Below are 22,095 nucleotides of genomic sequence, written 5' to 3' on the forward strand. Positions count from 1 at the left end.
GGAGAGAATCCTAAGGCCGACGGAAGAAGCATTGCCAAGGAACTCGGCAAAATGACCCCGTAACTTCGGGAGAAGGGGTGCCCGTGTAAAAGCGGGCCGCAGAGAATAGGCTCAAGCAACTGTTTAGCAAAAACACAGGTCTATGCGAAACCGAAAGGTGAGGTATATGGGCTGACGCCTGCCCGGTGCTGGAAGGTTAAGAGGAGATGTCAGGAAACGAAGCATTGAATTTAAGCCCCAGTAAACGGCGGCCGTAACTATAACGGTCCTAAGGTAGCGAAATTCCTTGTCGGGTAAGTTCCGACCCGCACGAAAGGCGTAATGATTTGAGCGCTGTCTCGGCAATGCATCCGGTGAAATTGAAGTACCAGTGAAGATGCTGGTTACCTGCGCCAGGACGGAAAGACCCCATGGAGCTTTACTCCAGTTTGGTACTGGGATTCGGTATTGCATGTACAGGATAGGTGGGAGACTGAGAGGTAGTGACGCCAGTTGCTACGGAGTCGATGTTGGGATACCACCCTTGCAGTATTGGGTTTCTAACCAGCCGCCGTGACCCGGCGGTGGGACAATGCCAGGCGGGGAGTTTGACTGGGGCGGTCGCCTCCGAAAGGGTATCGGAGGCGCCCAAAGGTTCCCTCAGAATGGACGGAAACCATTCGAAGAGTGCAAAGGCAGAAGGGAGCTTGACTGCGACACCGACGGGTGGAGCAGGTACGAAAGTAGGGCTTAGTGATCCGGTGGTATTAAGTGGGAATGCCATCGCTCAACGGATAAAAGCTACCCTGGGGATAACAGGCTTATCACTCCCAAGAGTTCACATCGACGGAGTGGTTTGGCACCTCGATGTCGGCTCATCGCATCCTGGGGCTGTAGTAGGTCCCAAGGGTTGGGCTGTTCGCCCATTAAAGCGGTACGCGAGCTGGGTTCAGAACGTCGTGAGACAGTTCGGTCCCTATCCGGCGTGGGCGTAGGATATTTGAGAGGAGCTGTCCTTAGTACGAGAGGACCGGGATGGACAGGCCGCTGGTGTATCTGTTGTAGTGCCAACTGCATGGCAGAGTAGCCAAGCCTGGAAGGGATAAACGCTGAAGGCATCTAAGCGTGAAGCCCCCCTCAAGATGAGATATCCCATTCGAAAGAAGTAAGACCCCTTGAAGACGACGAGGTAGATAGGGCAGAGGTGGAAGTGCAGCAATGTATGGAGCTGACTGCTACTAATCGGTCGAGGGCTTGACCAGAAGCTGAGAAATCAGTGGAGCGGCAAGTGTCTGCATGGTTTCGGTTTTGTATATGTAGTTTTGAAGGTACGATAACAATTGAATATTTGGCTCCATGGTCAAGCGGTTAAGACACCGCCCTTTCACGGCGGTAACAGGGGTTCAAATCCCCTTGGAGTCACTAAGGCGCCATGGCCAAGTGGTAAGGCAAAGGTCTGCAACACCTCTATCACCAGTTCGAATCTGGTTGGCGCCTCTGATTAAGAAGTTCTGAAACGATTTGTTTTAGAACTTTTTTTGCGTATATGAAAAAGCTTTATAACAGAAAAAAAGTGGGTGGAAGTGTAACAGTATTGACAACGGGACCGCCTTAGGCAGAAGAAATGATGCGGGATGCCTATACGATGGGAGCAGATGACGCAGAGATTCTTTCTGATCGAAAATTTGCAGGGGCAGATGTCTTGGCAACTTTTTATGCGCTTGCACAGGGAATCCAGGTGATTGGCGACGCAGATTTGATTATCTGTGGGAGACAGACCATTGATGGGGATACTATAGAACCAGCGATGGCAGAATATCTGACGATTCCACACGCAGCATGGGTAGCTGAGATTGTGGAAGTAAGAGAAGATGAAATCTGTGTGCGTTAGGACTTAAAGTGATTAAAGAATAGATTTTTCAAATAAAAAACGCATCGATGAATTCTTATTTCATCGATGCGCATTTCTGGGCAATAAAAAACTCCCCCTGTTGGACTCGAACCAACGACACTGCGGTTAACAGCCGCATGCTCTACCGACTGAGCTAAGGAGGAATAAGAGGCGCCAACCAGATTTGAACTGGTGATAGAGGTGTTGCAGACCTTTGCCTTACCACTTGGCTATGGCGCCTTAGTGACTCCAAGGGGATTTGAACCCCTGTTACCGCCGTGAAAGGGCGGTGTCTTAACCGCTTGACCATGGAGCCAAATATTTAATTGTTGTTAGTGTTACAACCGAGATTTATAATAGCATAAAAATAATAAAAAAGCAAGCATTTTTTGGAAAAATTTTAAATAATAGAAAAAGAAGAGTAGAAACTATACTTTTTCGGACAGCTCTGCTATAATGTCTGCGTTCGACTTGAAGAGAAAAGTGAGAGGAAACTAAAAGAATGAAGTATTATATGGCTCCGTTAGAGGAGGTCACAGAAGCGATTTACAGAAATGCCTATCATGCATTTTTCTTTCCGATGGATAAATATTTTGCGCCTTTTATTTCTGCAAAGCCAAATAAGGGGCGTCTGTTTAATTATAGAGAAAAACGGGATATTCTTCCGGAAAATAATCAAAATATGTATCTGGTTCCACAGATATTGACGAATCAAAGCGAAGATTTTTTAAGAACCGTAAAAGGACTAATGGAATATGGATACCAAGAAGTGAATTTAAATCTGGGCTGTCCGTCAAGACCGGTGGTAAATGGTGGAAGAGGTTCGGGATTTTTAGAAAAGAAAGAAAAATTAAAGCAGTTTTTAGATGAGATTTTTGATAAATGTCCAATCGAAATTTCAATTAAGACAAGGCTTGGTCGTTATCATGAGGAAGAGATAGATGAACTATTTGAACTTTTTTCTAATTATCCTTATGAGGAATTAATTGTTCATCCGAGAGTTCAGACTGATTATTATAAAGGGAGTCCACGATTCGATGCTTTTGCAGGTGTATATCAAAAGAATGAAAAACCGTTAATCTATAATGGAGATATTTTTACCAAAGAGGATTATGAAGACGTGGTAAAGCGATTTCCGAAAATAGATGGCGTGATGCTCGGAAGAGGTGTACTTGCAAATCCAGGTCTGCTTTCCGTAATTCATGGACAAGAATTGCCGTCACTTGAAGTTTGGGGAGCATTTTTGGAGCGTCTTTATCAGGATTTCACCGAAAATGCAGTCAATGAAGAGAAAGCCTTGTTTAAATTAAAGGAAATCTGGTGCTATCTTCGGTATTCATTTCCAAAGATGGACATCTGGAACACCAAAATCAAACGTTGCCAAAATCTTAAAGAGTATAGAATGGCAGTGGAAGAATTATTGAAACATTATCCGGAAATACCGAATGGTGCATTTGGAAAGCTGGACGCGGAGGGGAGATAAGATGAAAGAACAGTATGAAATTCAGGCAATTGCACACATTGTTACGGATTTTTCTTCCAAGTTTGGAATTCCCAGACAGAGCGGTTTGGTCGAAGAATTGGAAGGAAAGATTTTATTTGAACCGGAATATGGCACGAAAGAAGCTGTAAAAGGACTCGAAGAATTTTCTCATATCTGGCTTATCTGGGGATTCTCCGAAAATAGAAGGGAAAACTATTCCTTGACGGTCAGACCACCGAAATTAGGCGGAAATACAAGAAAAGGAGTATTTTCAACCCGCTCTCCGTTTCGTCCAAATGGAATGGGATTATCCTGTGTTCGGTTAGAGAAGATAGAATTTGATGAAAAAGAAAGACCGATTCTTTATGTAAAGGGTGCAGATTTGATGAATGGAACACCAATTTTTGATATCAAACCTTATATTCCGTATTCGGATTGTCATCCAGAAGCAGAAGGCAGTTTTGCAAGTGTGCATCAAAATGACAGGATAAAGGTTGATATTCCAGAAGAGTTAGAAAGACTTGTGCCAGAAGAAAAAAGACCGGCGCTTTATGCAGTATTAGAACAAGATCCCAGACCGGCTTATCAACAAGACCCCGAGCGGATTTATGGATTCCCGTTTGCAGGAATGGAAATCCGCTTCAGGGTAAAGGACGACTGTCTGACAGTCTGTGAAGTAAAACAAGAGTCCTGTTAGGAAAATACGGATAGGGTAAAGTGTTTTTGTTCACACCAGTTTAATCTTATAGTGCTCCAGCCAGTAATTAACCTGCAAAAGATAAGCAAGCATCTGCGGTCCGGCCATGAGCTGACCATACCATGGTCTGGTATAATCAGATGGTGTTTCTAAAAATTGATGAACTTTTTTTGTATCCAGTAAGGTACGGATTGGTGCATTTGGAGAAGCAAGCACTTCTTTTAGACGGTCAGCGAGGAGGGTTTCATAAGCAGGGTCATAAGTTTTCGGATAAGGGCTTTTTTTCCGCCACAAAATTTCTTCGGGAAGAAATTCAGAACCGGCATATCGAAGCAGACCTTTCACGATTCCATTGGGACATTTCATGGACCATGGAACATTAAAAACATATTCGACAATGCGGTAATCAGCAAGCGGAACGCGCGCTTCTAAGCCGGAATACATACTGGTGCGGTCCATACGATTTAAAAGTGTCATCATAAACCAGCGCAGATTGAGATAAGAAATTTCTCGTCTGCGTTTTTCTGTTGGGGAATCCGATAAAAGGCGTGGAGTCTCAGCAATGGTTGCTTCATAAGCAGAGGCAGAGTATTCTTCTATTGGAAGTGTGGCAAGAACATCAGCGGACAAGAGAAGTTTTCGAGGAGCAAAATCAGAGGACCACGGGAAAGCAGGAGTACGAAATGCTTTTTCCTGATGAAACCATGGATAACCGCCGAAAATTTCGTCCGCACATTCTCCGGTTAACGTGACTTTATTATAGGCGGTTACTTTGGAACAAAAATATAACAGAGAAGATTCCACATCCGCCATACATGGCAGGTCGGCAGCATCTACAGCACGGAACAGACACTCAAACTGGGCTGTGTTATCACATTCTAAAAGGTGATGAGCGGTATTAAGATATTGGCTCGTTTTTTTCGCCCAGGGAGTATCCTGACTTGGTTGAAAAGAGTTGGACTGAAAATATTTCGCATTATCTTTAAAGTCAAAAGAAAACGTATTTAATCGGCGGTTCTGTTTTTGCAATTCTTTTGCGCAAATAGCAGTAACCAGACTACTGTCCAAGCCGCCGGATAAAAAAGTACAGATTGGAATGTCAGAAAGCATTTGCATTTTTACAGAATCTTCAATCAGCCATGCCGTTTTTTCGATGGTTTCCAAAAAAGAATCTTCGTGTAGACGGCTTTCTAATTTCCAATAAAACTGTCTGTTTAATCCGTCTATGGAAAAAGTTAAAAATTCACCTGGAAGCAGTTCAAAGATATTTTGAAAAACACCGTTTCCACAAGTACGTGCAGGACCAAGGGCAAAGATTTCGCAAAGACCGTTTTTATCAACGACAGGATTAATTCCCGGATAGATAAAGAGTCCTTTGATTTCTGATGCAAAAACAAGCGTATTATCCGTTATCGTAAAAAATAACGGTTTAATCCCTATACGGTCGCGGAAAAGCCAGAGTCGTTTTTCTTCTGCATGATAAATTGCAATTGCAAAGATACCGTTTAATTTTTTGATAAAGTCTTCCCGATAAAGCATAAAACCATTTAAAATTACTTCGGTGTCACTGTTAGTGATAAAAACAGTTCCAGCTTTTTTTAATTCTTCCCGTAAAGGTTTCATGTTATAAATTTCGCCATTAAAGACAATCGAATAATTTCCGGAGGCGCATTGTTTTATCATAGGCTGATGCCCGGTTAATAAGTCAATAATTTCAAGTCGCACATGAGAGAGACCACAGTGAGAGGAAAGATACGTTCCCTCATCATCTGGGCCACGTCGTTTAAGGGTGTGGTTCATGGCTTCAAGAATAGAAATCCATTTGTTTTGAGATTGCATAAAATCGTTTCTTGGATTACAAAATCCGGCAATTCCACACATAGAGATACTCCTTTCCAATTCTATAAGTGGTGAGTTGATTACCAGGCTTTGATTAAAGGCTGAATCTGTTGTTTGTTCAAGGCTGATTCAATAGATGGAATCAGAAGTTCTGGATGTGAAATCAGAGAAGTTGGTTTTTTGACTGGATTGTCCTGTCCAAATGGAATAAAGAAAATATTTTTTGCGTTAATTAAAAGCCCGATATTTTTCATATTCAAACCAAGGGCATCGTTTGTGGAGACGGATAATAAGAGTGGTTTATCATTTCTAAGATGAGCTTTTGCTGCCATTAAAACCGGAGTGTCGGTGATTCCGTTTGCAAGTTTTGCAAGCGTATTTCCGGTGCATGGAAAGATGACAAGCAGGTCAAGCAGGCTTTTTGGACCGATTGGTTCGGCATCTTTGATGGTAAGAATTGGAGGGAAACCTGTAATTTCTTCTGCCCTTTTTAAGAAACTTTCAGCCGTTCCAAAACGGCTGTCGATACTTTGTGCAGAGTCAGAAAAAATCGTCTGTATGACAGCTCCCTCTTTTTGGAGTGCTTCAAGTGCTTCAAAAATTCGGGCGTAGGTGCAAAAAGAACCGGTAAAGGCAATGCCTATTTTTTTTCCAGATAATGACATAAGAAAGAACCTCTCCTTTTTTATTTAGGATGAAATTTTGATGTGCTGAAAAATGAAAGACATCATTTTTTCGGCAGAGGAAAGAGGTGCGTATTTTCCAGGGAGTCCTAAGAGCAGATGTGCATTTCGCCCCATTGCTTTTGCTTCTTCGAGGTTAAAGCCACCAGGGGCAGAGGCAAGGTCAAGCAATAAGGCAGAAGGAGAAATCTGTTCTAAAAGGGCACTTGTTAAGATTGGTGCAGGGATGGTATTAAAAATAAAATCAAAAGAAGATAATTCACAATCGGAAAGCTGTTCTAAGGAAATGATCTGTGCGCCCGTCAAAGAAGCTTCGGCAAGCTGAACAGGGTTTCTTGCAGCAACACTTAGATAGGGTGTCTGCATAGAAAGGAGTCGGGCGAGCGCTTTGGCACATTTTCCATATCCTAAGATAAGACAACGGCTTTCAAAAAGTGTGCGGGGACTTAAGAGAATGGCATTTGCAAGAGTGGATTCTGCGGTTGCTTTTGCATTCCAGTAAGAAAATTCAGGTGAAGCCATAAAGTCAAAAGCAGGGATGTTTTTTGCCTGAATGAGTTTAAAAAAAGGCTTTGGAATACAGCCTGCGAACAGGGTGTGTCCATCAGAAAGCAGGTCAGCAAATTCAAGATAAGGAGCTTTATTGAGAAGTTTGGAAAACGGAATTGGTGCAATACAAACAGAAGAAGAGGAGACTGCTTCTAAAAGAGAATCCAAAGGTTGGATGCAGGGCGCTTTTAATGGTTCACAGAGACCATAGTGGCAGATGCAGTATCCCTTTAAAGCGAGTAATTTTGCAAGGCAGACTTGACGCATATCTCCTCCGATGATGGTAAAATCGAATGTTTTTTTATTCATGTTTGTTCCAGTCAGAAAAAACATTTCTTTACTATATGATGAAAGTACGAAAAAGGTGCAGACAGTTACCGACACAGAACTGGTACAGCGTCGGTATAGAGGCCTGATTTATGCTGTATTAGCGGTGTTCACGTGCAGATATCAGAAAGAGCTTTTTATATGCCCTTGAAAAAGTAGAATAATTTTTAAATCCACTTGCAAAGCACGCTTCTGTGACAGAGGTTCCGCTTTGAATTAAAGCGCGGGCATGGAGCAGACGCTTTGTGGAAATATAATTGGCAACGCTGTATCCGGTTTCTTTTTTAAATAAATGCATGAGGTAATAACGGCTCATATAAAATTTGGAAGAGAGTGTATCAATACTTAAATCTTCCACAAGATGTTCTGCAATGTATTCTAAAATCGGCAGAATCTTGGAGTTACAATAGCTGTTTGGAATGTAGGCACTTGAATAAGAATCCATGGAAGCACGATTTAATAATATCAAAAATTGAAGAAATAGTGTGTTTTGGTATAGACCGGAAGCAAAGTCATCCTGTGCAAGAGAACCTTCCAGTTCAACCAGTGTTTCATAAAGACGGCTTTTGGCAAATAGTTCGACACGGAGTACGTGAGAATGATTATTTTCTGCATTGGTAAAACAGGAATCCAGCAAATCCCCGGATTCTTTATAACGTTCTAAAAAATCCGGGGAAATATATAGAATCATTCGTTCATAAAAAGTGCTGTTAATAACCGGTTTATGAATTTCTCCGGCATTTACTAAAACCAAATCATAAGGTTTTAAGTCATAAGTTTTTCCTTCGATATGGTAAGTGACATCACCTTTTAATAAAAGAAATACTTTATAAAAATCATGGTAATGATAGGAAATCGGAAGAGAATTTGTATCTGTTAAATGAAATAAGCGGAAATTGTCTTTTAAATATCCGGCTTTATTGAATGTTTCTGATTCCATAAGTGTTAAATCCTTTCGGTTCTTTTGATAAATTGAACATTTTTTGCAACATTTTTGACATAATATTTATATTATAACATAAAGATGTCTGATACACTAGGAAATAGATAGACTTCTGAAATTAAAAGAATAGAAAATTGGGGGAAAATAAAATGGAATTTGTAAAATATCAGGGTATCGGAAATGATTATCTGGTGTATGATGTTATAAAAAATAAAGAAGTACTGACCAGAGAACAGATAAAAAAAATCTGTGACCGGAATTTTGGAGTCGGAGCAGATGGAATTTTAGCAGGACCTTATCTGGATGAAGAGAAAAAAATTAGAGTGCGTGTCTTTAATTCAGATGGAAGTGAAGCAGAGCGGGCTGGAAATGGAATTCGGATTTTTGCAAGATATTTAAAAGATGCCGGTTATACATTAAGTGAGAGGCTGACGCTGGAGACTGCAGGTGGAAGCGTAAAGGTTCGTTTTTTAAACGATGATGGAAGCCGGATTCAGGCAGACATGGGGAAAATGAGTTTTGGAGAGGAAAAAACGGTAACGCTTGGGGAAGAACGATATTCTGCATTTATTGCTTCAATCGGAAATCCGCATTGTGTGATTCCGGCAGAGACAATCGACCGTGAAAAGGTCTGTAAACTTGGAAAAAAGATTGCAGAATCTAAGATGTTTAAAAATGGAATTAATGTTATGCTGCTTCAAGTAGAAGATAAAAATAATCTTAATATTGAAATCTTTGAAAGAGGAGCCGGTTATATTCTGGCGTCCGGAACCTGCAGTTGTGCCGCCGCAGCTGTTGCATATAAGAAAGGTTGGGTTGGTCAGGATGTGATGGTGCACATGCCGGGTGGAAAGCTGTGGATTCAGATTGATGAGAATTGGAATCTGAAAATGACTGGAAGTGTGGAAAGTATTGGAAGTGTAAAACTGACCAAAGAATTTAAAAAGAAATTAGGATTTTAATGTTCGAAAAAGAACCCTGCAATAAGGGTTCTTTTTTTTGTGCAAAATAGAGCGATAAAAATTGCGCAAAAGAGGAGGAGCTTATTATGAAGAAAAAGTTAATTTCGTGCATTTTGGTCTCAACAATGGCAGTAAGCCTGCTGGCAGGTTGTGGCTCAAGCAAAAAAGAGGAAGGTTCTGCTGTTTCGGATGTATTCCAAATTTGGGTTATTAAACTCAGCAGTTGGATTTATGCTTCCATCACTGGCAACTCCGCTTCTGATTATGATGTCTCGTACCAATGCGAAAGCCTTTCCTGTGGACATTATTGAAGCAGCACGAATTGATGGATTAAGTGAATTTGGAATCTTTTTCAGGATGTATATTCCATCTATGAAAGCAATATTTAGTCTCAATTTTAGTGGGACAGGGATTTGAGCGGTTTGCGCTTGTGGTAGAAGACTTATCTTTTAACGTAAATCGCAGCAGACGCAATGGATTTTATAAAGCATTAATAAAAAACGGAATCCCTGAAAGGGAACAGCTTTATTATACCGGTGCTCTGAAAATTGATTTTCTGGATACAATTATCAGTGATATGATTGCAAAAAAAGTACAGTGTATTATCTGTGGTGATGATGTAATCAGTACATGGATGATGTCACGATTACAGGCAGGAGGTTACCGAGTGCCAAAAGATATTGCAATTGCTTCGTTATATAACAGTTCTAGTTTAAACTGTTTTTCACCGTCAATTACAGCGGTCAGTGTTCCGGCAAGACAGGTGGGAATCCGAATGGGAACACAGATGATTCATTGTTTAGGACAATAAGCGGGAATCCTCGGCAATTCAATTACCGAGATGAAAGCGCAGGAGTGTGCATATCTGCACGATGCAAACAGTATAATAATCCTCATCCTCTGTTAAAATATAAATATAAAAAATAAATGCCGTAACCGGTATATAATAAAAACGAAAATATGTTCGGACAATTGTTGCGCATTACAATTCAATATGATATACTATATGCATGAAAGAAAACCTAATACATTATAGAACTTGCGTGTGTAATATTAACTACCATATGGTGTGGTCAGTGAAATACCGACGGAAGATATTAAAACCAGAAATTGAGGAATACCTTCAGGAACTGGTGCAGCAGATTGCTGAGGACAAGGGCTTTACTGTTCATTTATTTGAATGTGGTGAAGGCGACCATGTCCACTGCTTTGTATCAGCTCCACCAAAACTTTCTATAACGGCAATCGTTAAGTATTTGAAAGGGATCACTGGCAGAAAACTGTTCGAACGTTTTCCGGAAATAAAAAACCAGCTATGGAAAGGAGGGTTGTGGAACCATTCTTATTATGTGGAAACGATCGGATCTGTATCTGAAGAAAATATCCGCCGTTATATTGAACATCAGAGCAAATCGTATTGATTCAAGATGGAGTGTGAAGCCCTATCTGCGCAGTGCTTAAAGGAGGAAGAGGAATGCTGCTGTCACATAAAACATCCATAAAGATCAGTCAGGAATATTCCAATATCATAGGGCATATGTGTTATGTAGCCTCCAAACTCTGGAATATCTGCAACTACGAACGGCGTCATTATAAAGAGCTGGGGCTGGAAAAGTATCCTGACTGGTATTATCAGAAAAAAGCACATAAAGGAAATCTGTGGTATAAACAGCTTCTGTCACAGACAGCGCAGGAGATCTGCAAGCAGCTGGACAAAGCATGGAAATCCTTTTATGTCCTAAAAAAGACTGGAGGGATCAAAGAACCAAATCCGCCCCGTTTTAAACAGGGAAATATCCCGGTTACATATATGCAGATGGGGATCCAGCATGAGAAAGGTTCAGACCAGCTGCGACTGTCTCTGCCAAAGAATCTGAAAAGCTATATGGAAGAAACATACGAGATCCATGAGAAATTTCTATATCTTGAAAATAAGATTTTCAGGAGCATGGACCATATAAAACAATTGCGGATCTATCCGCCGGAGAATGGAAAATGCGCCCTTATTGTTATTTATGAGAGTGAAGAGCCGGAACAGCTTTCCCAGAATGGACATTACTTATCTATAGATCTGGGGATTCATAATCTGATGACCTGTTATGATTCTGGAAATGGCCGGGCTTTTATCCTGGGAAGAAAATATCTCTCTTTGGAAAGATATTTTCATAAAGAGATCGCCAGAGTGCAGTCAGTATGGTATACACAACAATCGGAAAGAGGAATAAAATATCCAAAATCATCGAAACATATCCAGAGACTTTACAGGAAAAAGCAGAATGCAGTGAAGGATTATCTTCACAAAGTGACCAGATGGATCGCAGAATACTGCAGAAAAGAAGAGATCCGCTGTGTGGTTGTGGGAGACATTCGAAATATCCGGAAAGAAAAAGATATGGGACACAAGACAAACCAGAAGTTTCACAGCCTGCCGTATAATAAGTTGTATATCATGCTGGAATATAAGCTGAAACGGTATGGGATCCCATTGATAAAACAAGAAGAAAGCTATACCAGCCAGTGCAGCCCGTTATCACCAGAAGTATCAAAAAGATATGCAGAAGCATCAAACCGAAAAGAACGGGGCATGTATGTAACTGACGGAGTAAGATACAATGCAGATGCGGTAGGCGCATTTAATATCCTGCGGAAATATCTTTCCGTATCCGGAAAACAGAAAGAACTGTCCGTAACCGGACTAAAAAAACCAGATATAATAAAAGTAGCTGCATAGCCGAAAGGCAAGCAGTATTGGTGTCATGGACGCACCCTGAAAAAAGGCGGTATCCCGCCAGATTTCAGATGCTCTGGTAACTCAGTTGCCGAGTAGTTCACAGGGAGAAAAATACGCTCAAAAAAGTATGATGGATTATGAGATTTTATTGAGAAAATCAACGAAGTCAAAGGAAATATGATATACTGAGAAAGTATGATAAAAATCAGGTTTTAGGAGGATATAGTATGAGCGGTTTTGATTATGGCAAAGTAAAAGATCCAGAGTATTTTCAGGAAAACAGAGTAGAGGCACATTCCGACCATAAATATTATACATCCATGGAAGCGATGTTGCAAAAAGAAGAAAATTATAAATATGATTTAAATGGTCTTTGGAAATTTCATTATGCAAAAAATTATGAGAGCACTATAAAAGGATTTGAAAAAACAGAATATAATTGTAAAAACTGGGATGATATCCGTGTACCGGCACATATTCAGATGGAGGGATATGGAGAACCTCAGTATGCAAATGTACAGTACCCTTGGGAAGGCTGGGAAGAAGTCAAACTAGGAGAAATTCCAACTCATTTTAATCCGGTAGCAAGTTATATAAAATATTTTGAAGTACCGGAAAATATGAAAGGAAAACGAGTTTTTATTTCTTTCCAGGGAGCAGAAAGTGGGATTGCAGTCTGGTTAAATGGAGTCTTTGTGGGCTATAGCGAAGACAGCTTTACACCGTCAGAGTTTGAGTTAACGGATTCTCTTAAAGATGGGGAAAACAAGCTTGCAGTACAGGTATTTAAATTTACAAGCAGCAGCTGGTGCGAGGATCAGGATTTCTTCCGTTTTTCCGGAATTTACAGGGATGTATATCTGTATACCATTCCAGAAGTACATGTCCGTGACATGAGAGTGCGCACTTTACTGGATGAAACTTTTACAAAAGCAGATTTGGAACTGGTTTTAAAAGGAGTTGGAAACGGAAACGTTAAGATTTGTCTGAGCAAAGACGGAGAAGTAATTGTAAATATAGAAGGGGCACTTGAAAGTGAAAGCAGGTTTGTAGTTTTGGTAGAACAGCCAGAATTATGGAGTGCAGAAGCACCGGAATTATATGATTTACTCATTCAAGTGTTTGATGAAAATCAGAAGCTTATGGAAGTGATTCCATACCGCGTGGGATTCCGTAGATTTGAGATGAAAGGCAATATTATGACCTTAAATGGCAAACGAATTGTCTTTAAAGGAGTCAACCGTCATGAATTTAGTTCTGTAACAGGACGTCATGTTTCAAGGGAAGAGTTAATCAAAGATCTGGTTACGATGAAACAGAATAATATCAATGCAATTCGTACCTGTCATTATCCGGATGGTTCTGATATTTATGAGTTATGTGATGAATACGGAATTTATATGATTGCTGAAAATAATATGGAAACACATGGAAGCTGGGACACTCAGGCAGGAAAAGAGCATCCGGATTATACCAATGTTGTTCCGTGTGATAAAGAAGAATGGAAAGGCATGCTGTTAGACCGTGTTAATTCCATGTATCAAAGAGATAAAAACCATCCGGCGATTCTTATCTGGTCCTGCGGAAATGAGTCCTTTGGCGGAAGTGTGATTTATGAAATGTCAGAGTTTTACCGAAATGAGGATCCGACTCGTCTGGTACATTATGAAGGGGTATTTAATGACAGAAGATATAACGATACCAGTGACATGGAAAGCCAGATGTATCCGTCAGTAGAAAGCATCAGAGAATTTCTGAAAAAGGATAGAAGCAAGCCATTTATCTGCTGTGAGTATACGCATGCGATGGGAAATTCCTGTGGTGCAATGCATAAATATACCGATTTGACAGATACAGAGCCGTTATATCAGGGTGGATTTATATGGGATTACATTGACCAGTCTATTTACAAAAAAGACCGTTATGGAGAAGAATTTCAGGCTTATGGCGGAGACTTTGATGACCGTCCGTGTGATTATAATTTTAGTGGAAATGGAATTGCTTATGGAGGAGACAGAGAGCCATCTCCAAAAATGCAGGAAGTAAAGTTCAATTACCAGAACATTACTGCTGTCGTAGAAAAAACACAGGTTACAGTTGAAAATAAAAATTTATTTGTGAATACAAATCGGTTTGACTGTGTGGCAGTGCTTGAAAAAGATGGAAAAGAACTTGCAAGAAAACAACTTGAAACAGATGTAGCACCACTTGGCAAAAAAACATATCCGCTTCCGTTTGAAGTTCAGACTTTGCCAGGAGAGTATGTAATAACAGTAGCATTTCTGTTAAAAGAAGATACAGTCTGGGCAAAACGAGGTCATGAAGTTGCATTTGGACAGGGTGTGTATAAGGTTGAAAGAACCGTACAGATTCCAAAGGGAGAATTAGAGGTTGTTAAGAGTACACATAATATTGGAATCCATGGGGACGGTTTTAAAGTGATGTTCTCATACTTAAATGGCGGATTGGTATCCTATGTGTATGGTGGAAAAGAAATGATAAAAGCCATCCCAAAACCAAATTTCTGGAGAGCGCCAACCGATAATGACTATGGAAATCTGATGCCAATGCGTTATGGACAGTGGAAACTGGCAAGCCTGTATTTATCGCATAAAAAACCAGAGGGTGGAATGTATGAACCAAAGCTGGAAGTAAAAGCACATTCTGTAATTGTAAGTTTTACTTATTGCCTGCCGACGACTCCACAGGCAGAGTGTGAACTTTCTTATGAAGTATTTGCAGATGGAACAATCGAGACGGTACTTTCTTATGAACCGGTAAAAGACTTAGGAGATATGCCGGAATTTGGCATGATTTTCAAATTCGATGCGGACTATAATCAGGTAACCTGGTATGGAATGGGACCGGAAGAGACTTATGTAGATAGAAATAAAGGTGCAAAACTTGGCATTTATCAAAATAAAGTAGAAGAAAACATGGCAAAATATTTAGTTCCGCAGGAATGTGGAAATAAAACAGGGGTACGCTGGGCAAAAGTAACGGATAGAAAGGGCAGAGGTATGCTCTTTAAGAGTGATAAAATGGAATTTTCCGCACTTCCTTACACTCCGCATGAAATTGAAAATGCGGCACATCCGTTTGAACTGCCGAAAGTACATTATACAGTAGTAAGAGCTTCTATGCAGCAGATGGGTGTTGGCGGAGATGACAGCTGGGGTGCCAAAACACATCCGGAATATCTGCTGGATGTAAGCCAGAAAAAAGAATTTAAATTTTCCTTTAAGGGGATTTAATCAAAGCATATTGCAGATATTCGCTTGACAGGAATTTTTGCAGGCGAATGTTACGAAATCTGTGCAGATTTTGAACAGGATTTTTATGATGATTTTTATAAAAAGCTTGTGAAAAACAGCAACATTACTGTTCTAATGAAAGAAATCCCTTATGGTGTGGAAGTCACCAGCCGGGAAAATGAAAAAGCAGTTTATAGGATTGTGCAAAATTTCAATTGTAACCGGATAGAAATAGAATTTCCGAAAGATGGATTTGAGGTATGGCTGGGCAGTTATGATGGGACAATTGCAGGGTTTGACACAGTAATTTTAAGGAAACAAAAGCAATAGACACATACAAAAAAGAGTGATATAATGGAAAAATAAAGCAGACAAAGAAGTCTTTTTGAAGGTTTTTGTCTGCTTTTTTTGATTTTCTTTACGATAATAAGGGAAAGGTTGGATGGCGTATGAATCAAGACGCAAAAGAAAAATTAAAAGAAACACTGTATCGGGAAATGATGGCTTATGATGCAGGAGACCCGGCAAGAATCCAGCATTTTGTAAAAGTACACAGCTTTGCACAGGCGATAGGAAAAGCAGAAAAATTAGAGGAAGAAATCCAGTTTATTTTAGAGTGCGCAGCTTTAGTGCATGACATTGGAATCAAGCCGGCAGAAGCAAAATATGGAAAGAGCGATGGAAAATTTCAGGAGCAGGAAGGACCGGCTGAGGCAGAGAAGATGATGCGTGTGATTGGGTTTGAGGAGGCTGTGATTGAAAGGGTTTCGTATCTGGTGGGACATCATCATACGTATACAAATATAGATGGGATGGATTATCAGATTTTGGTAGAAGCGGATTTTCTGGTCAATTATTTTGAAAACGGAAATTCTGCTGATACTATTCAAAAATCAGTAGAGAAAATTTTTAAGACAAAAACCGGAAAAGAAATGGCAGAAACGATGTTTTTCCCAAAACCGGCAGATTTATCTTTATCAGAAACCTGGGCGCAGGATGCTCTTCAGGATTTGGAAGATTTCATTGAAGAACAGGGGATTTATATTCGCCAGTAAAAAGCTGTGTAATTATAAAAGGATTTTTAGAACTTTAAAACAAGAGGTCAATGCAGAGATTTTAAGAATGTTTTACATTCCTGCATTGACTTTTTTTGGCGCAAGAGTATAATTGGTAAAGACGAAAATTAAATTGGTAAACACAAAAAGAGAGGAGAACAGGAAAAAAAGATTATGAAGTACTTAAAGCAATTTATGGTCATTTTAGCCTTTTCCTTTTTAGGAGAAGTGCTTCATCAGGTGTTACCGCTTCCGATTCCGGCAAGTGTATATGGACTGGTGTTTATGCTGGCGGCACTTATGACAGGAGTATTAAAACTGCATCAGGTAAAGGAGGCATCTGCTTTTTTGATAGAGATTATGCCGGTTATGTTCATTCCGGCAGCAGCAGGTCTGATTGATTCCTGGGGAATCTTACAGCCGGTGATTATTCCGCTTGGAATTATTACTGTTGTGACAACAGTATTTGTTATGGTGGTAACCGGACTTGTGACACAGGGAATTATCAGAAAGGGGAAGAGGAAATGAAAGAATTTTTAGATGTTTCTTTATTTGGAGGAGCAGTCTTAAGTCTTGTAGGTTATGAAATCGGATTGATTTTAAAGAAAAAATTTAAGATGGCAGTGTTTAATCCGCTCTTAATCGGTGTAATTTGTGTTATTGCAGTACTGGTAGTTGGAAATATCAGTTATGAATCTTATAATCAGAGTGGAAAATACATCAGTTATCTTTTAACACCGGCTACTGTCTGCCTTGCAGTGCCGTTGTACGAGCAGTTAGAGTTATTAAAGAAGAACTTAAAGGCAGTTGCCGCAGGATTGATTTCAGGGGTACTTGCAAGTCTTGTTGGAGTATTAATACTTGCAAAATTATTTGGACTTTCTCATGAACAGTATGTAACCATGCTTCCAAAATCCATTACAACAGCAATTGGAATGGGGATATCAGAAGAACTTGGTGGAATTGTAACGATTACCGTAGCTGTTATCATTGTTACAGGAATCCTTGGAAATATGATCGGTGAGACGATCTGTAAGGTGTTCCACATTGAAGAGCCGGTTGCAAAAGGATTGGCACTTGGCGCAGCTTCTCATGCAATCGGAACAGCAAGAGCTATGGAAATGGGACCGGTTGAAGGAGCGATGAGCAGTCTTGCAATTGCAGTAGCAGGACTTCTTACAGTAGTAGGAGCAAGTGTATTTGCTGGGTTTATGTAGAAAAGGAGTGTGTAAGGCATGAGTAGATTAATTATTACCATTGGCAGACAGTATGGAAGCGGTGGAAAAGAAATTGGGAAAAAACTTGCGAAACGTCTTGCAATACCGTTTTATGGAAAAGAAGAATTGATGAAACTTGCAAAGGAAAAATCAGGATATGAAGAAGTAAGCTGTTTTTATGAAGAACAGCCAATTAACAGCCTGCTTTATGCGATTGCGATGAATCAGGAAGAAGGATGCAGAGGAAAACGTGCCTTTGACAGGATTCGTAAGCTATGTGAAAATCAATCCTGTGTTTTGGTTGGAAGATGCGGAAATTATGTGTTCAAAGACGATGCAGACTGTACGAGTATTTTTCTGTATGCACAAAAATCGGATAAAGTGAACATGGTGACCAAAAGAGATGGAGTCAGTCCGTCAAAAGCGGAGGCAAGAATTGAAAAAATCGAGCAGGAGAGGGCGGATTTCCATAAGTATTATACCGGAGAAACCTGGGGAAAAGCAGAGCATTATGACTTGTGCATTGATACAGGGGTGCTTGGAATCGACCAAACGGTAGAGTTAATTTTGGATTATCTTAATCTTCGGAAATGAAAACAAAAAATTGACCTAAGAAGAAAAAAGTAATCTGGAAAGAAAGCATGGAATTGTTATCCATGTTTTCTTGTTAAAATAAATGTTAACTAATAATAAATAAAAAGGTTGACATTAAAGACGGAATTCTATATACTAAGGAAGTCAAACAAAGAGAAGAGAGGAAAAAAACATGAATACAGCAACAGTGAACAAAGAACATACAACAAAGAAAATGTCAACCAGACAGATGACATTTATTGCACTGATGACAGCGGTAACCTGTATTTTAGGTCCATTATCAATTCCGCTTCCATTTAGCCCGGTTCCAATCAGTTTTACCAACTTAGCAATTTATTTAAGTCTTTATGTGTTGGGTCTGAATGGAGCAACAATTAGTTATCTGGTTTACTTATTAATCGGAATGGTCGGTGTTCCGGTATTTTCTGGATTTTCCGGTGGATTTGGAAAACTGGCAGGTCCGACTGGCGGATATTTGATTGGATTTATTTTCCTGACCTTAATTGCAGGGCTTTTGATGAAACTGTTTCCGGGGAATAAAGTAATGGAAGCAGTCGGACTGGTATTAGGAACAGTAGTCTGCTATGCATTTGGAACAGCATGGTTGTGCTTCCAGGCACATATGAGTGCAGCAGCTGGTCTTGCGGCAGGAGTGATTCCGTATATTCCAGGAGATTTAGTTAAAATTGTAGTAGCAATGATTGTGGGAACAGCGCTTCGTGCTGCATTAAAAAAAGCAAGATAATGTGTAGGACAAAAAACAAGGATAGAAGGTTTCTATTCTTGTTTTTTTTGTTGCTTTCTATTAGAATAAAGATGAAAGGCGTAAGGGGATGAAAACATGAGAAAAAAGACGATGAAGCTGGTGATTACCTTTCATACAACTACGCAGGCAATTGCAATGGAGGAATTCTGTCAAAAAGAAGAACTTCCGGGACGTCTGATTCCTCTGCCGGGTGTAGTATCGGCAGGCTGTGGATTATGTTGGTGTACTTTACCGGAAAAAGAAAAAGTCTTAGAAACGAAAATGAAAAATAAGAAGATAGAATTTGACCAAATTTACCATGTAATGATTTAAATAGAATATTTAGGAGGGATTAGAGATGAAAGTAATTGATGCACTTGGAGTTGCATGCCCAGGACCGGTTGTGGTAGCAAAAAAAGAATTAGAAGAAGGAAAGAAAGAAGGATTTCAGATTCTGGTTGACAATCAGATTGCTGTAGATAATCTGAGAAAGTTTGCGTCTTCTCAAAATTGTGAATTTGCCTATACCAGATTAGAGGAAAAGAAATATGAGGTACATATTGTCCCGACTGATAAGACAGAACTCTCGTCAGCAAAAACGGAAGAAGAACAGCCACAGGAAGTAAAATCGGCAGGGAAGGGAACAGTGGTGGTACTGTGCTCAAATAAGATGGGAGAGGGCGATGAAGTACTTGGAAAAATTTTAATCAAAGGATATATCTATGCCTTAACCCAGTTAGAGGAGCTTCCAAAGACAGTTTTAATGTATAACAGCGGAATTTTCCTCGCATGTGAAGGTTCAGAAAGTCTGGAAGATTTAAAAACATTAGAAAAAAATGGTGTGGAAATCTTAGCCTGTGGAACTTGCTTAAATCATTATCAAATGCAGTCCAAGCTTGTAGTTGGAAATGTGACAAATATGTATGAAATTGCACAGAAAATGGCGGGAGCTACGAAGGTCATCCGTCCTTAAAGAAATGAAAAAACAGGAGGATAGGATAATGAAGCCAATCGTAGTAAGAGGCGGCGGAGATTTGGCAACAGGAGTGATTCACCGTCTTTCAAAAAGCGGATATTCTGTGATTGTTTTAGAGACAGATAAGCCGTCAGCTATCCGGCGTCTGGTTGCATTTTCGGAAGCTGTAGAAAATGGCAGTGCATGTGTAGAAGGGATAACCTGCGTTTGCGTGAATAGTGTAAAAGAGGCACTTAAAGAGGCAAAACCACTGCATCCGGTGCTTTTGGTTGACCCGAAAGGAGAAAGTATTCCTCTATTAAAACCGGAAATTTTAATTGATGCAATTATTGCGAAAAAAAATCTTGGAACAACAAGAAAAATGGCACCTCTTACGATTGCACTTGGTCCAGGATTTGAAGCAGGAAAAGATGTGGATTATGTAGTGGAAACCAAAAGAGGGCATTACCTTGGGAAAATTTTAGACAAAGGAAGTGCAATTGAAAATACGGGGATTCCCGGAGTCATTGGCGGATACGGAAAAGAGCGAGTCATTCATGCACCGGCAGAGGGTGTGTTTTTTAAAAAGTTTGATATTGGAGACTGGGTAGAAGCGAAAGCCTGTATTGGAGAAGTTCAAACAGATACAGGAGAAGTAATAGAAGTAAAAACAGAAATTACGGGTGTGATTCGTGGAATTTTACCAGATGGTTTTCCAGTGACAAAAGGGTTTAAGAGTGCAGATGTTGACCCAAGAAAAGAATCGCAGAAACATTGCGCCCTGATTTCAGATAAGGCGAGATGTCTGGCAGGAAGCGTATTAGAATTAGTCTGTGCCTATGAGAAAGGCTGTCTATGAGTCTGTTGAAAAAAATAAAAAAAACAATGGGTGAACTGCCAGAAAAACCAGTGTTTTCTTTTGTGGGAGCAGGAGGAAAAACCACTTGTGTATTAAAGCTGGCAGATGAGCTGGCAGGTCTGGGAATGAAAGTATTGGTAACAACAAGTACGCATATTCAGCATCCATTTTATCTTGGAAGGACAGGTCTTCTTGATGCAGATACGAAGACCATAAAAGAGGCAGGAGTACCCGGAAAAGTTGTAATTGCAGGGCGAAAACTGGAGCAGGAAAAGAAAATTGCGGGGCTTTTGGAAACACAGTTAGAAGAAGTGTTAGAAAGTTATGATGCAGTGGTTATTGAAGCAGATGGAGCGAAACATTATCCCTTTAAAGTGCCGGCAGAACATGAGCCGGTGATTTATCAGATAACAACTCATATTTTAATTGTAGAGAGCATGCAGGCATTTAATCACCCATTATCAGAAGTCTGTTTCCGACTGGAAAAAGCACAGGAAATTTTAAATCAGGCGGATTTCAGAGAAAAACAGTTGACACCGGAAATTGTGGCAAAGCTGTTGGAAAAAGGGTATCTTGAAAAATTAACCGGTTCTTTATCAAATCCAAAAAGAAAAATTGGAGTGATTTTTAATCAGCAGGATTCACAAACGTTTGAAGAAAAGCTGTCTGTTCCGGTGATTTATGAGAAAAAATTGGAAATGCCGGAAAAAAAGAAGTTTTTTCTGATTATGCTGGCATCCGGTTTTTCAAGACGATTTGGTGGAAATAAGCTGATTTATTCGATGGAAAAAATGCCAATGTATCAAATTCTAATGGAAAAGTTGGACTGGGTGAGACAACATTCAGAACATGTGGCAGGAGTGTGTGTGGTATCCCAGTATGAACGAATTCGAAAATCAGCAGAAGAGTATGGATTTTTGGCAGTGGATAATCCAGACAGCAGTCAGGGAATTTCTGCCTCGATAAAAAAAGGAATTCGGGCGGTTCATAAAGAAAATGTAAAAGGAGAATGTTACTGCTTTGTTGTGGCAGACCAGCCACATTTAAAACAAGAGACCATTCTTCGTCTGTTGGAAGGCTTTCAAAGAAGTGAAAAAGGAATCGGAGCAGTAGTCTGGAATGAGCAGATTGGAAATCCGGTAATTTTTCATGAGAAATACCGAGAAGAATTGCTGGAATTAGAGGGAGATACCGGAGGAAAACGGGTATTAAAACGTCATCTGGAAGATGTGTATCTTTGTGAAGCAGAAGAGAAAACAGAATTAAAAGATTATGATTATAAACCGGAAGAGGAAGCAGAAAAGTAAACTTTGCTTCCTCTTTTTGGTGTTT

General features: G+C 40.0%; 24 protein-coding genes, 5 tRNA genes and 1 rRNA gene (1 of these 30 only partly in view). 23 read left to right on the plus strand and 7 right to left on the minus strand.

What is annotated here, in order from left to right; all coding sequences use genetic code 11:
- The 4 genes from ACYQ2D_RS15055 to ACYQ2D_RS15070 all read left to right on the plus strand — a co-directional run.
- Positions 1-1,241 (plus strand): 23S ribosomal RNA (locus tag ACYQ2D_RS15055); it begins 1,645 nt to the left of the window's first position.
- An 88-nt stretch (positions 1,242-1,329) separates the two neighbouring features.
- Positions 1,330-1,401 (plus strand) — tRNA-Glu (locus tag ACYQ2D_RS15060).
- A gap of 4 nt (positions 1,402-1,405) precedes the next feature.
- Positions 1,406-1,476, plus strand: a tRNA-Cys gene (locus ACYQ2D_RS15065).
- A 130-nt stretch (positions 1,477-1,606) separates the two neighbouring features.
- The gene (locus tag ACYQ2D_RS15070) at positions 1,607-1,870 is read left to right on the plus strand and encodes an electron transfer flavoprotein subunit beta/FixA family protein (RefSeq protein WP_459786193.1); all 264 of its coding nucleotides are present in this window, start codon (positions 1,607-1,609) and stop codon (positions 1,868-1,870) included.
- Positions 1,871-1,961: 91 nt separating this feature from the next.
- Here ACYQ2D_RS15070 and ACYQ2D_RS15075 read toward each other — a convergent pair.
- The 3 genes from ACYQ2D_RS15075 to ACYQ2D_RS15085 all read right to left on the minus strand — a co-directional run bounded on the left by ACYQ2D_RS15075 (position 1,962) and on the right by ACYQ2D_RS15085 (position 2,186).
- Positions 1,962-2,034: transfer RNA gene (locus ACYQ2D_RS15075), tRNA-Asn, on the minus strand.
- Between the two features lie 5 nt (positions 2,035-2,039).
- Positions 2,040-2,110, minus strand: a tRNA-Cys gene (locus tag ACYQ2D_RS15080).
- A 4-nt stretch (positions 2,111-2,114) separates the two neighbouring features.
- A tRNA-Glu gene (locus tag ACYQ2D_RS15085) sits at positions 2,115-2,186 on the minus strand.
- Positions 2,187-2,372: 186 nt separating this feature from the next.
- On the opposite strand from ACYQ2D_RS15085, the gene ACYQ2D_RS15090 reads away from it, so the two are divergent.
- On the plus strand, positions 2,373-3,353 hold the full coding sequence (locus ACYQ2D_RS15090) for a tRNA dihydrouridine synthase (RefSeq protein WP_459786016.1): 981 nt from the start codon (positions 2,373-2,375) through the stop codon (positions 3,351-3,353).
- 1 nt (position 3,354) lies between these two features.
- On the plus strand, positions 3,355-4,050 hold the full coding sequence (tsaA, locus tag ACYQ2D_RS15095; protein ID WP_022303555.1) for a tRNA (N6-threonylcarbamoyladenosine(37)-N6)-methyltransferase TrmO: 696 nt from the start codon (positions 3,355-3,357) through the stop codon (positions 4,048-4,050).
- 30 nt (positions 4,051-4,080) lie between these two features.
- Here the strand turns inward: tsaA and asnB are convergent, their stop codons facing one another.
- The 4 genes from asnB to ACYQ2D_RS15115 form a co-directional block, all read right to left on the minus strand.
- Complete coding sequence (gene asnB, locus ACYQ2D_RS15100; RefSeq protein ID WP_459786017.1) at positions 4,081-5,931, minus strand: asparagine synthase (glutamine-hydrolyzing); 1,851 nt, start codon at positions 5,929-5,931, stop codon at positions 4,081-4,083.
- 38 nt (positions 5,932-5,969) lie between these two features.
- Entirely contained in the window at positions 5,970-6,554 is a 585-nt protein-coding gene (locus ACYQ2D_RS15105; RefSeq protein ID WP_117457451.1) for a dipicolinate synthase subunit B, read from the minus strand.
- A 24-nt stretch (positions 6,555-6,578) separates the two neighbouring features.
- Positions 6,579-7,430 carry a dipicolinate synthase subunit DpsA gene (locus ACYQ2D_RS15110; RefSeq protein ID WP_459786019.1) on the minus strand — a complete coding sequence of 284 codons (852 nt, stop codon included), beginning with the start codon at positions 7,428-7,430 and terminating at the stop codon, positions 6,579-6,581.
- Between the two features lie 118 nt (positions 7,431-7,548).
- A complete protein-coding gene (locus tag ACYQ2D_RS15115) occupies positions 7,549-8,388 on the minus strand; it encodes a helix-turn-helix domain-containing protein (RefSeq protein WP_117457453.1) in 840 nt (279 codons plus the stop codon).
- 152 nt (positions 8,389-8,540) lie between these two features.
- Here ACYQ2D_RS15115 and dapF point away from each other — a divergent pair, with 152 nt between their 5' ends.
- The 17 genes from dapF (at position 8,541) to yqeC (ending at position 22,070) form a co-directional block, all read left to right on the plus strand.
- Positions 8,541-9,353 carry a diaminopimelate epimerase gene (gene dapF / locus ACYQ2D_RS15120; protein ID WP_117457454.1) on the plus strand — a complete coding sequence of 271 codons (813 nt, stop codon included), beginning with the start codon at positions 8,541-8,543 and terminating at the stop codon, positions 9,351-9,353.
- Between the two features lie 86 nt (positions 9,354-9,439).
- Positions 9,440-9,664 carry a hypothetical protein gene (locus tag ACYQ2D_RS15125; RefSeq protein WP_243182824.1) on the plus strand — a complete coding sequence of 75 codons (225 nt, stop codon included), beginning with the start codon at positions 9,440-9,442 and terminating at the stop codon, positions 9,662-9,664.
- Positions 9,585-9,770 (plus strand): hypothetical protein, encoded by a 186-nt coding sequence (locus ACYQ2D_RS15130; RefSeq protein WP_459786194.1) that lies wholly within the window; start codon positions 9,585-9,587, stop codon positions 9,768-9,770. Before ACYQ2D_RS15125 ends, ACYQ2D_RS15130 begins: the two co-directional genes overlap by 80 nt.
- Complete coding sequence (locus tag ACYQ2D_RS15135; protein ID WP_459786020.1) at positions 9,754-10,164, plus strand: substrate-binding domain-containing protein; 411 nt, start codon at positions 9,754-9,756, stop codon at positions 10,162-10,164. Before ACYQ2D_RS15130 ends, ACYQ2D_RS15135 begins: the two co-directional genes overlap by 17 nt.
- Positions 10,165-10,363: 199 nt before the next feature.
- Entirely contained in the window at positions 10,364-10,774 is a 411-nt protein-coding gene (tnpA, locus tag ACYQ2D_RS15140) for an IS200/IS605 family transposase (RefSeq protein WP_459786022.1), read from the plus strand.
- A gap of 53 nt (positions 10,775-10,827) precedes the next feature.
- Entirely contained in the window at positions 10,828-12,084 is a 1,257-nt protein-coding gene (locus ACYQ2D_RS15145) for an RNA-guided endonuclease InsQ/TnpB family protein (protein ID WP_459786023.1), read from the plus strand.
- A gap of 227 nt (positions 12,085-12,311) precedes the next feature.
- Complete coding sequence (gene lacZ / locus ACYQ2D_RS15150) at positions 12,312-15,338, plus strand: beta-galactosidase, LacZ type (protein ID WP_459786025.1); 3,027 nt, start codon at positions 12,312-12,314, stop codon at positions 15,336-15,338.
- A 24-nt stretch (positions 15,339-15,362) separates the two neighbouring features.
- On the plus strand, positions 15,363-15,668 hold the full coding sequence (locus ACYQ2D_RS15155) for a Beta-galactosidase C-terminal domain (protein WP_117457669.1): 306 nt from the start codon (positions 15,363-15,365) through the stop codon (positions 15,666-15,668).
- 119 nt (positions 15,669-15,787) lie between these two features.
- Positions 15,788-16,393 carry an HD domain-containing protein gene (locus ACYQ2D_RS15160; protein WP_117457679.1) on the plus strand — a complete coding sequence of 202 codons (606 nt, stop codon included), beginning with the start codon at positions 15,788-15,790 and terminating at the stop codon, positions 16,391-16,393.
- Positions 16,394-16,567: 174 nt separating this feature from the next.
- Positions 16,568-16,921: a CidA/LrgA family protein gene (locus tag ACYQ2D_RS15165; RefSeq protein WP_117457668.1), complete on the plus strand. Its 354-nt coding sequence runs from the start codon at positions 16,568-16,570 to the stop codon at positions 16,919-16,921.
- Entirely contained in the window at positions 16,918-17,610 is a 693-nt protein-coding gene (locus ACYQ2D_RS15170) for an LrgB family protein (RefSeq protein ID WP_459786027.1), read from the plus strand. The genes ACYQ2D_RS15165 and ACYQ2D_RS15170 overlap by 4 nt, the downstream gene beginning before the upstream one ends.
- A gap of 18 nt (positions 17,611-17,628) precedes the next feature.
- A complete protein-coding gene (locus ACYQ2D_RS15175) occupies positions 17,629-18,204 on the plus strand; it encodes a cytidylate kinase-like family protein (protein ID WP_187559182.1) in 576 nt (191 codons plus the stop codon).
- A gap of 172 nt (positions 18,205-18,376) precedes the next feature.
- Positions 18,377-18,949 (plus strand): biotin transporter BioY, encoded by a 573-nt coding sequence (locus tag ACYQ2D_RS15180; RefSeq protein ID WP_117457665.1) that lies wholly within the window; start codon positions 18,377-18,379, stop codon positions 18,947-18,949.
- A gap of 96 nt (positions 18,950-19,045) precedes the next feature.
- Positions 19,046-19,282 carry a putative Se/S carrier protein gene (locus ACYQ2D_RS15185; protein WP_459786028.1) on the plus strand — a complete coding sequence of 79 codons (237 nt, stop codon included), beginning with the start codon at positions 19,046-19,048 and terminating at the stop codon, positions 19,280-19,282.
- 25 nt (positions 19,283-19,307) lie between these two features.
- Positions 19,308-19,922 carry a sulfurtransferase-like selenium metabolism protein YedF gene (yedF, locus tag ACYQ2D_RS15190; protein ID WP_459786029.1) on the plus strand — a complete coding sequence of 205 codons (615 nt, stop codon included), beginning with the start codon at positions 19,308-19,310 and terminating at the stop codon, positions 19,920-19,922.
- Between the two features lie 28 nt (positions 19,923-19,950).
- On the plus strand, positions 19,951-20,763 hold the full coding sequence (yqeB, locus tag ACYQ2D_RS15195; protein ID WP_117457662.1) for a selenium-dependent molybdenum cofactor biosynthesis protein YqeB: 813 nt from the start codon (positions 19,951-19,953) through the stop codon (positions 20,761-20,763).
- Complete coding sequence (yqeC, locus tag ACYQ2D_RS15200; RefSeq protein WP_459786030.1) at positions 20,760-22,070, plus strand: selenium cofactor biosynthesis protein YqeC; 1,311 nt, start codon at positions 20,760-20,762, stop codon at positions 22,068-22,070. The genes yqeB and yqeC overlap by 4 nt, the downstream gene beginning before the upstream one ends.
- Positions 22,071-22,095: the final 25 nt, after the last annotated feature.

The sequence above is a fragment of the Blautia stercoris genome (assembly GCF_054657695.1).

What these genes read in the sequence shown, in the direction of transcription:
- ACYQ2D_RS15070 (WP_459786193.1), top strand. Translation starts at nt 1,607, where the DNA reads ATGCGGGATGCCTATACGATGGGAGCAGATGACGCAGAGATTCTTTCT.
- ACYQ2D_RS15090 (WP_459786016.1), top strand. Translation starts at nt 2,373, where the DNA reads ATGAAGTATTATATGGCTCCGTTAGAGGAGGTCACAGAAGCGATTTAC.
- tsaA (WP_022303555.1), top strand. Translation starts at nt 3,355, where the DNA reads ATGAAAGAACAGTATGAAATTCAGGCAATTGCACACATTGTTACGGAT.
- asnB (WP_459786017.1), bottom strand. Translation starts at nt 5,931, where the DNA reads ATGTGTGGAATTGCCGGATTTTGTAATCCAAGAAACGATTTTATGCAA.
- ACYQ2D_RS15105 (WP_117457451.1), bottom strand. Translation starts at nt 6,554, where the DNA reads ATGTCATTATCTGGAAAAAAAATAGGCATTGCCTTTACCGGTTCTTTT.
- ACYQ2D_RS15110 (WP_459786019.1), bottom strand. Translation starts at nt 7,430, where the DNA reads ATGAATAAAAAAACATTCGATTTTACCATCATCGGAGGAGATATGCGT.
- ACYQ2D_RS15115 (WP_117457453.1), bottom strand. Translation starts at nt 8,388, where the DNA reads ATGGAATCAGAAACATTCAATAAAGCCGGATATTTAAAAGACAATTTC.
- dapF (WP_117457454.1), top strand. Translation starts at nt 8,541, where the DNA reads ATGGAATTTGTAAAATATCAGGGTATCGGAAATGATTATCTGGTGTAT.
- ACYQ2D_RS15125 (WP_243182824.1), top strand. Translation starts at nt 9,440, where the DNA reads ATGAAGAAAAAGTTAATTTCGTGCATTTTGGTCTCAACAATGGCAGTA.
- ACYQ2D_RS15130 (WP_459786194.1), top strand. Translation starts at nt 9,585, where the DNA reads ATGCTTCCATCACTGGCAACTCCGCTTCTGATTATGATGTCTCGTACC.
- tnpA (WP_459786022.1), top strand. Translation starts at nt 10,364, where the DNA reads ATGAAAGAAAACCTAATACATTATAGAACTTGCGTGTGTAATATTAAC.
- ACYQ2D_RS15145 (WP_459786023.1), top strand. Translation starts at nt 10,828, where the DNA reads ATGCTGCTGTCACATAAAACATCCATAAAGATCAGTCAGGAATATTCC.
- lacZ (WP_459786025.1), top strand. Translation starts at nt 12,312, where the DNA reads ATGAGCGGTTTTGATTATGGCAAAGTAAAAGATCCAGAGTATTTTCAG.
- ACYQ2D_RS15160 (WP_117457679.1), top strand. Translation starts at nt 15,788, where the DNA reads ATGAATCAAGACGCAAAAGAAAAATTAAAAGAAACACTGTATCGGGAA.
- ACYQ2D_RS15165 (WP_117457668.1), top strand. Translation starts at nt 16,568, where the DNA reads ATGAAGTACTTAAAGCAATTTATGGTCATTTTAGCCTTTTCCTTTTTA.
- ACYQ2D_RS15170 (WP_459786027.1), top strand. Translation starts at nt 16,918, where the DNA reads ATGAAAGAATTTTTAGATGTTTCTTTATTTGGAGGAGCAGTCTTAAGT.
- ACYQ2D_RS15175 (WP_187559182.1), top strand. Translation starts at nt 17,629, where the DNA reads ATGAGTAGATTAATTATTACCATTGGCAGACAGTATGGAAGCGGTGGA.
- ACYQ2D_RS15180 (WP_117457665.1), top strand. Translation starts at nt 18,377, where the DNA reads ATGAATACAGCAACAGTGAACAAAGAACATACAACAAAGAAAATGTCA.
- ACYQ2D_RS15185 (WP_459786028.1), top strand. Translation starts at nt 19,046, where the DNA reads ATGAGAAAAAAGACGATGAAGCTGGTGATTACCTTTCATACAACTACG.
- yedF (WP_459786029.1), top strand. Translation starts at nt 19,308, where the DNA reads ATGAAAGTAATTGATGCACTTGGAGTTGCATGCCCAGGACCGGTTGTG.
- yqeB (WP_117457662.1), top strand. Translation starts at nt 19,951, where the DNA reads ATGAAGCCAATCGTAGTAAGAGGCGGCGGAGATTTGGCAACAGGAGTG.
- yqeC (WP_459786030.1), top strand. Translation starts at nt 20,760, where the DNA reads ATGAGTCTGTTGAAAAAAATAAAAAAAACAATGGGTGAACTGCCAGAA.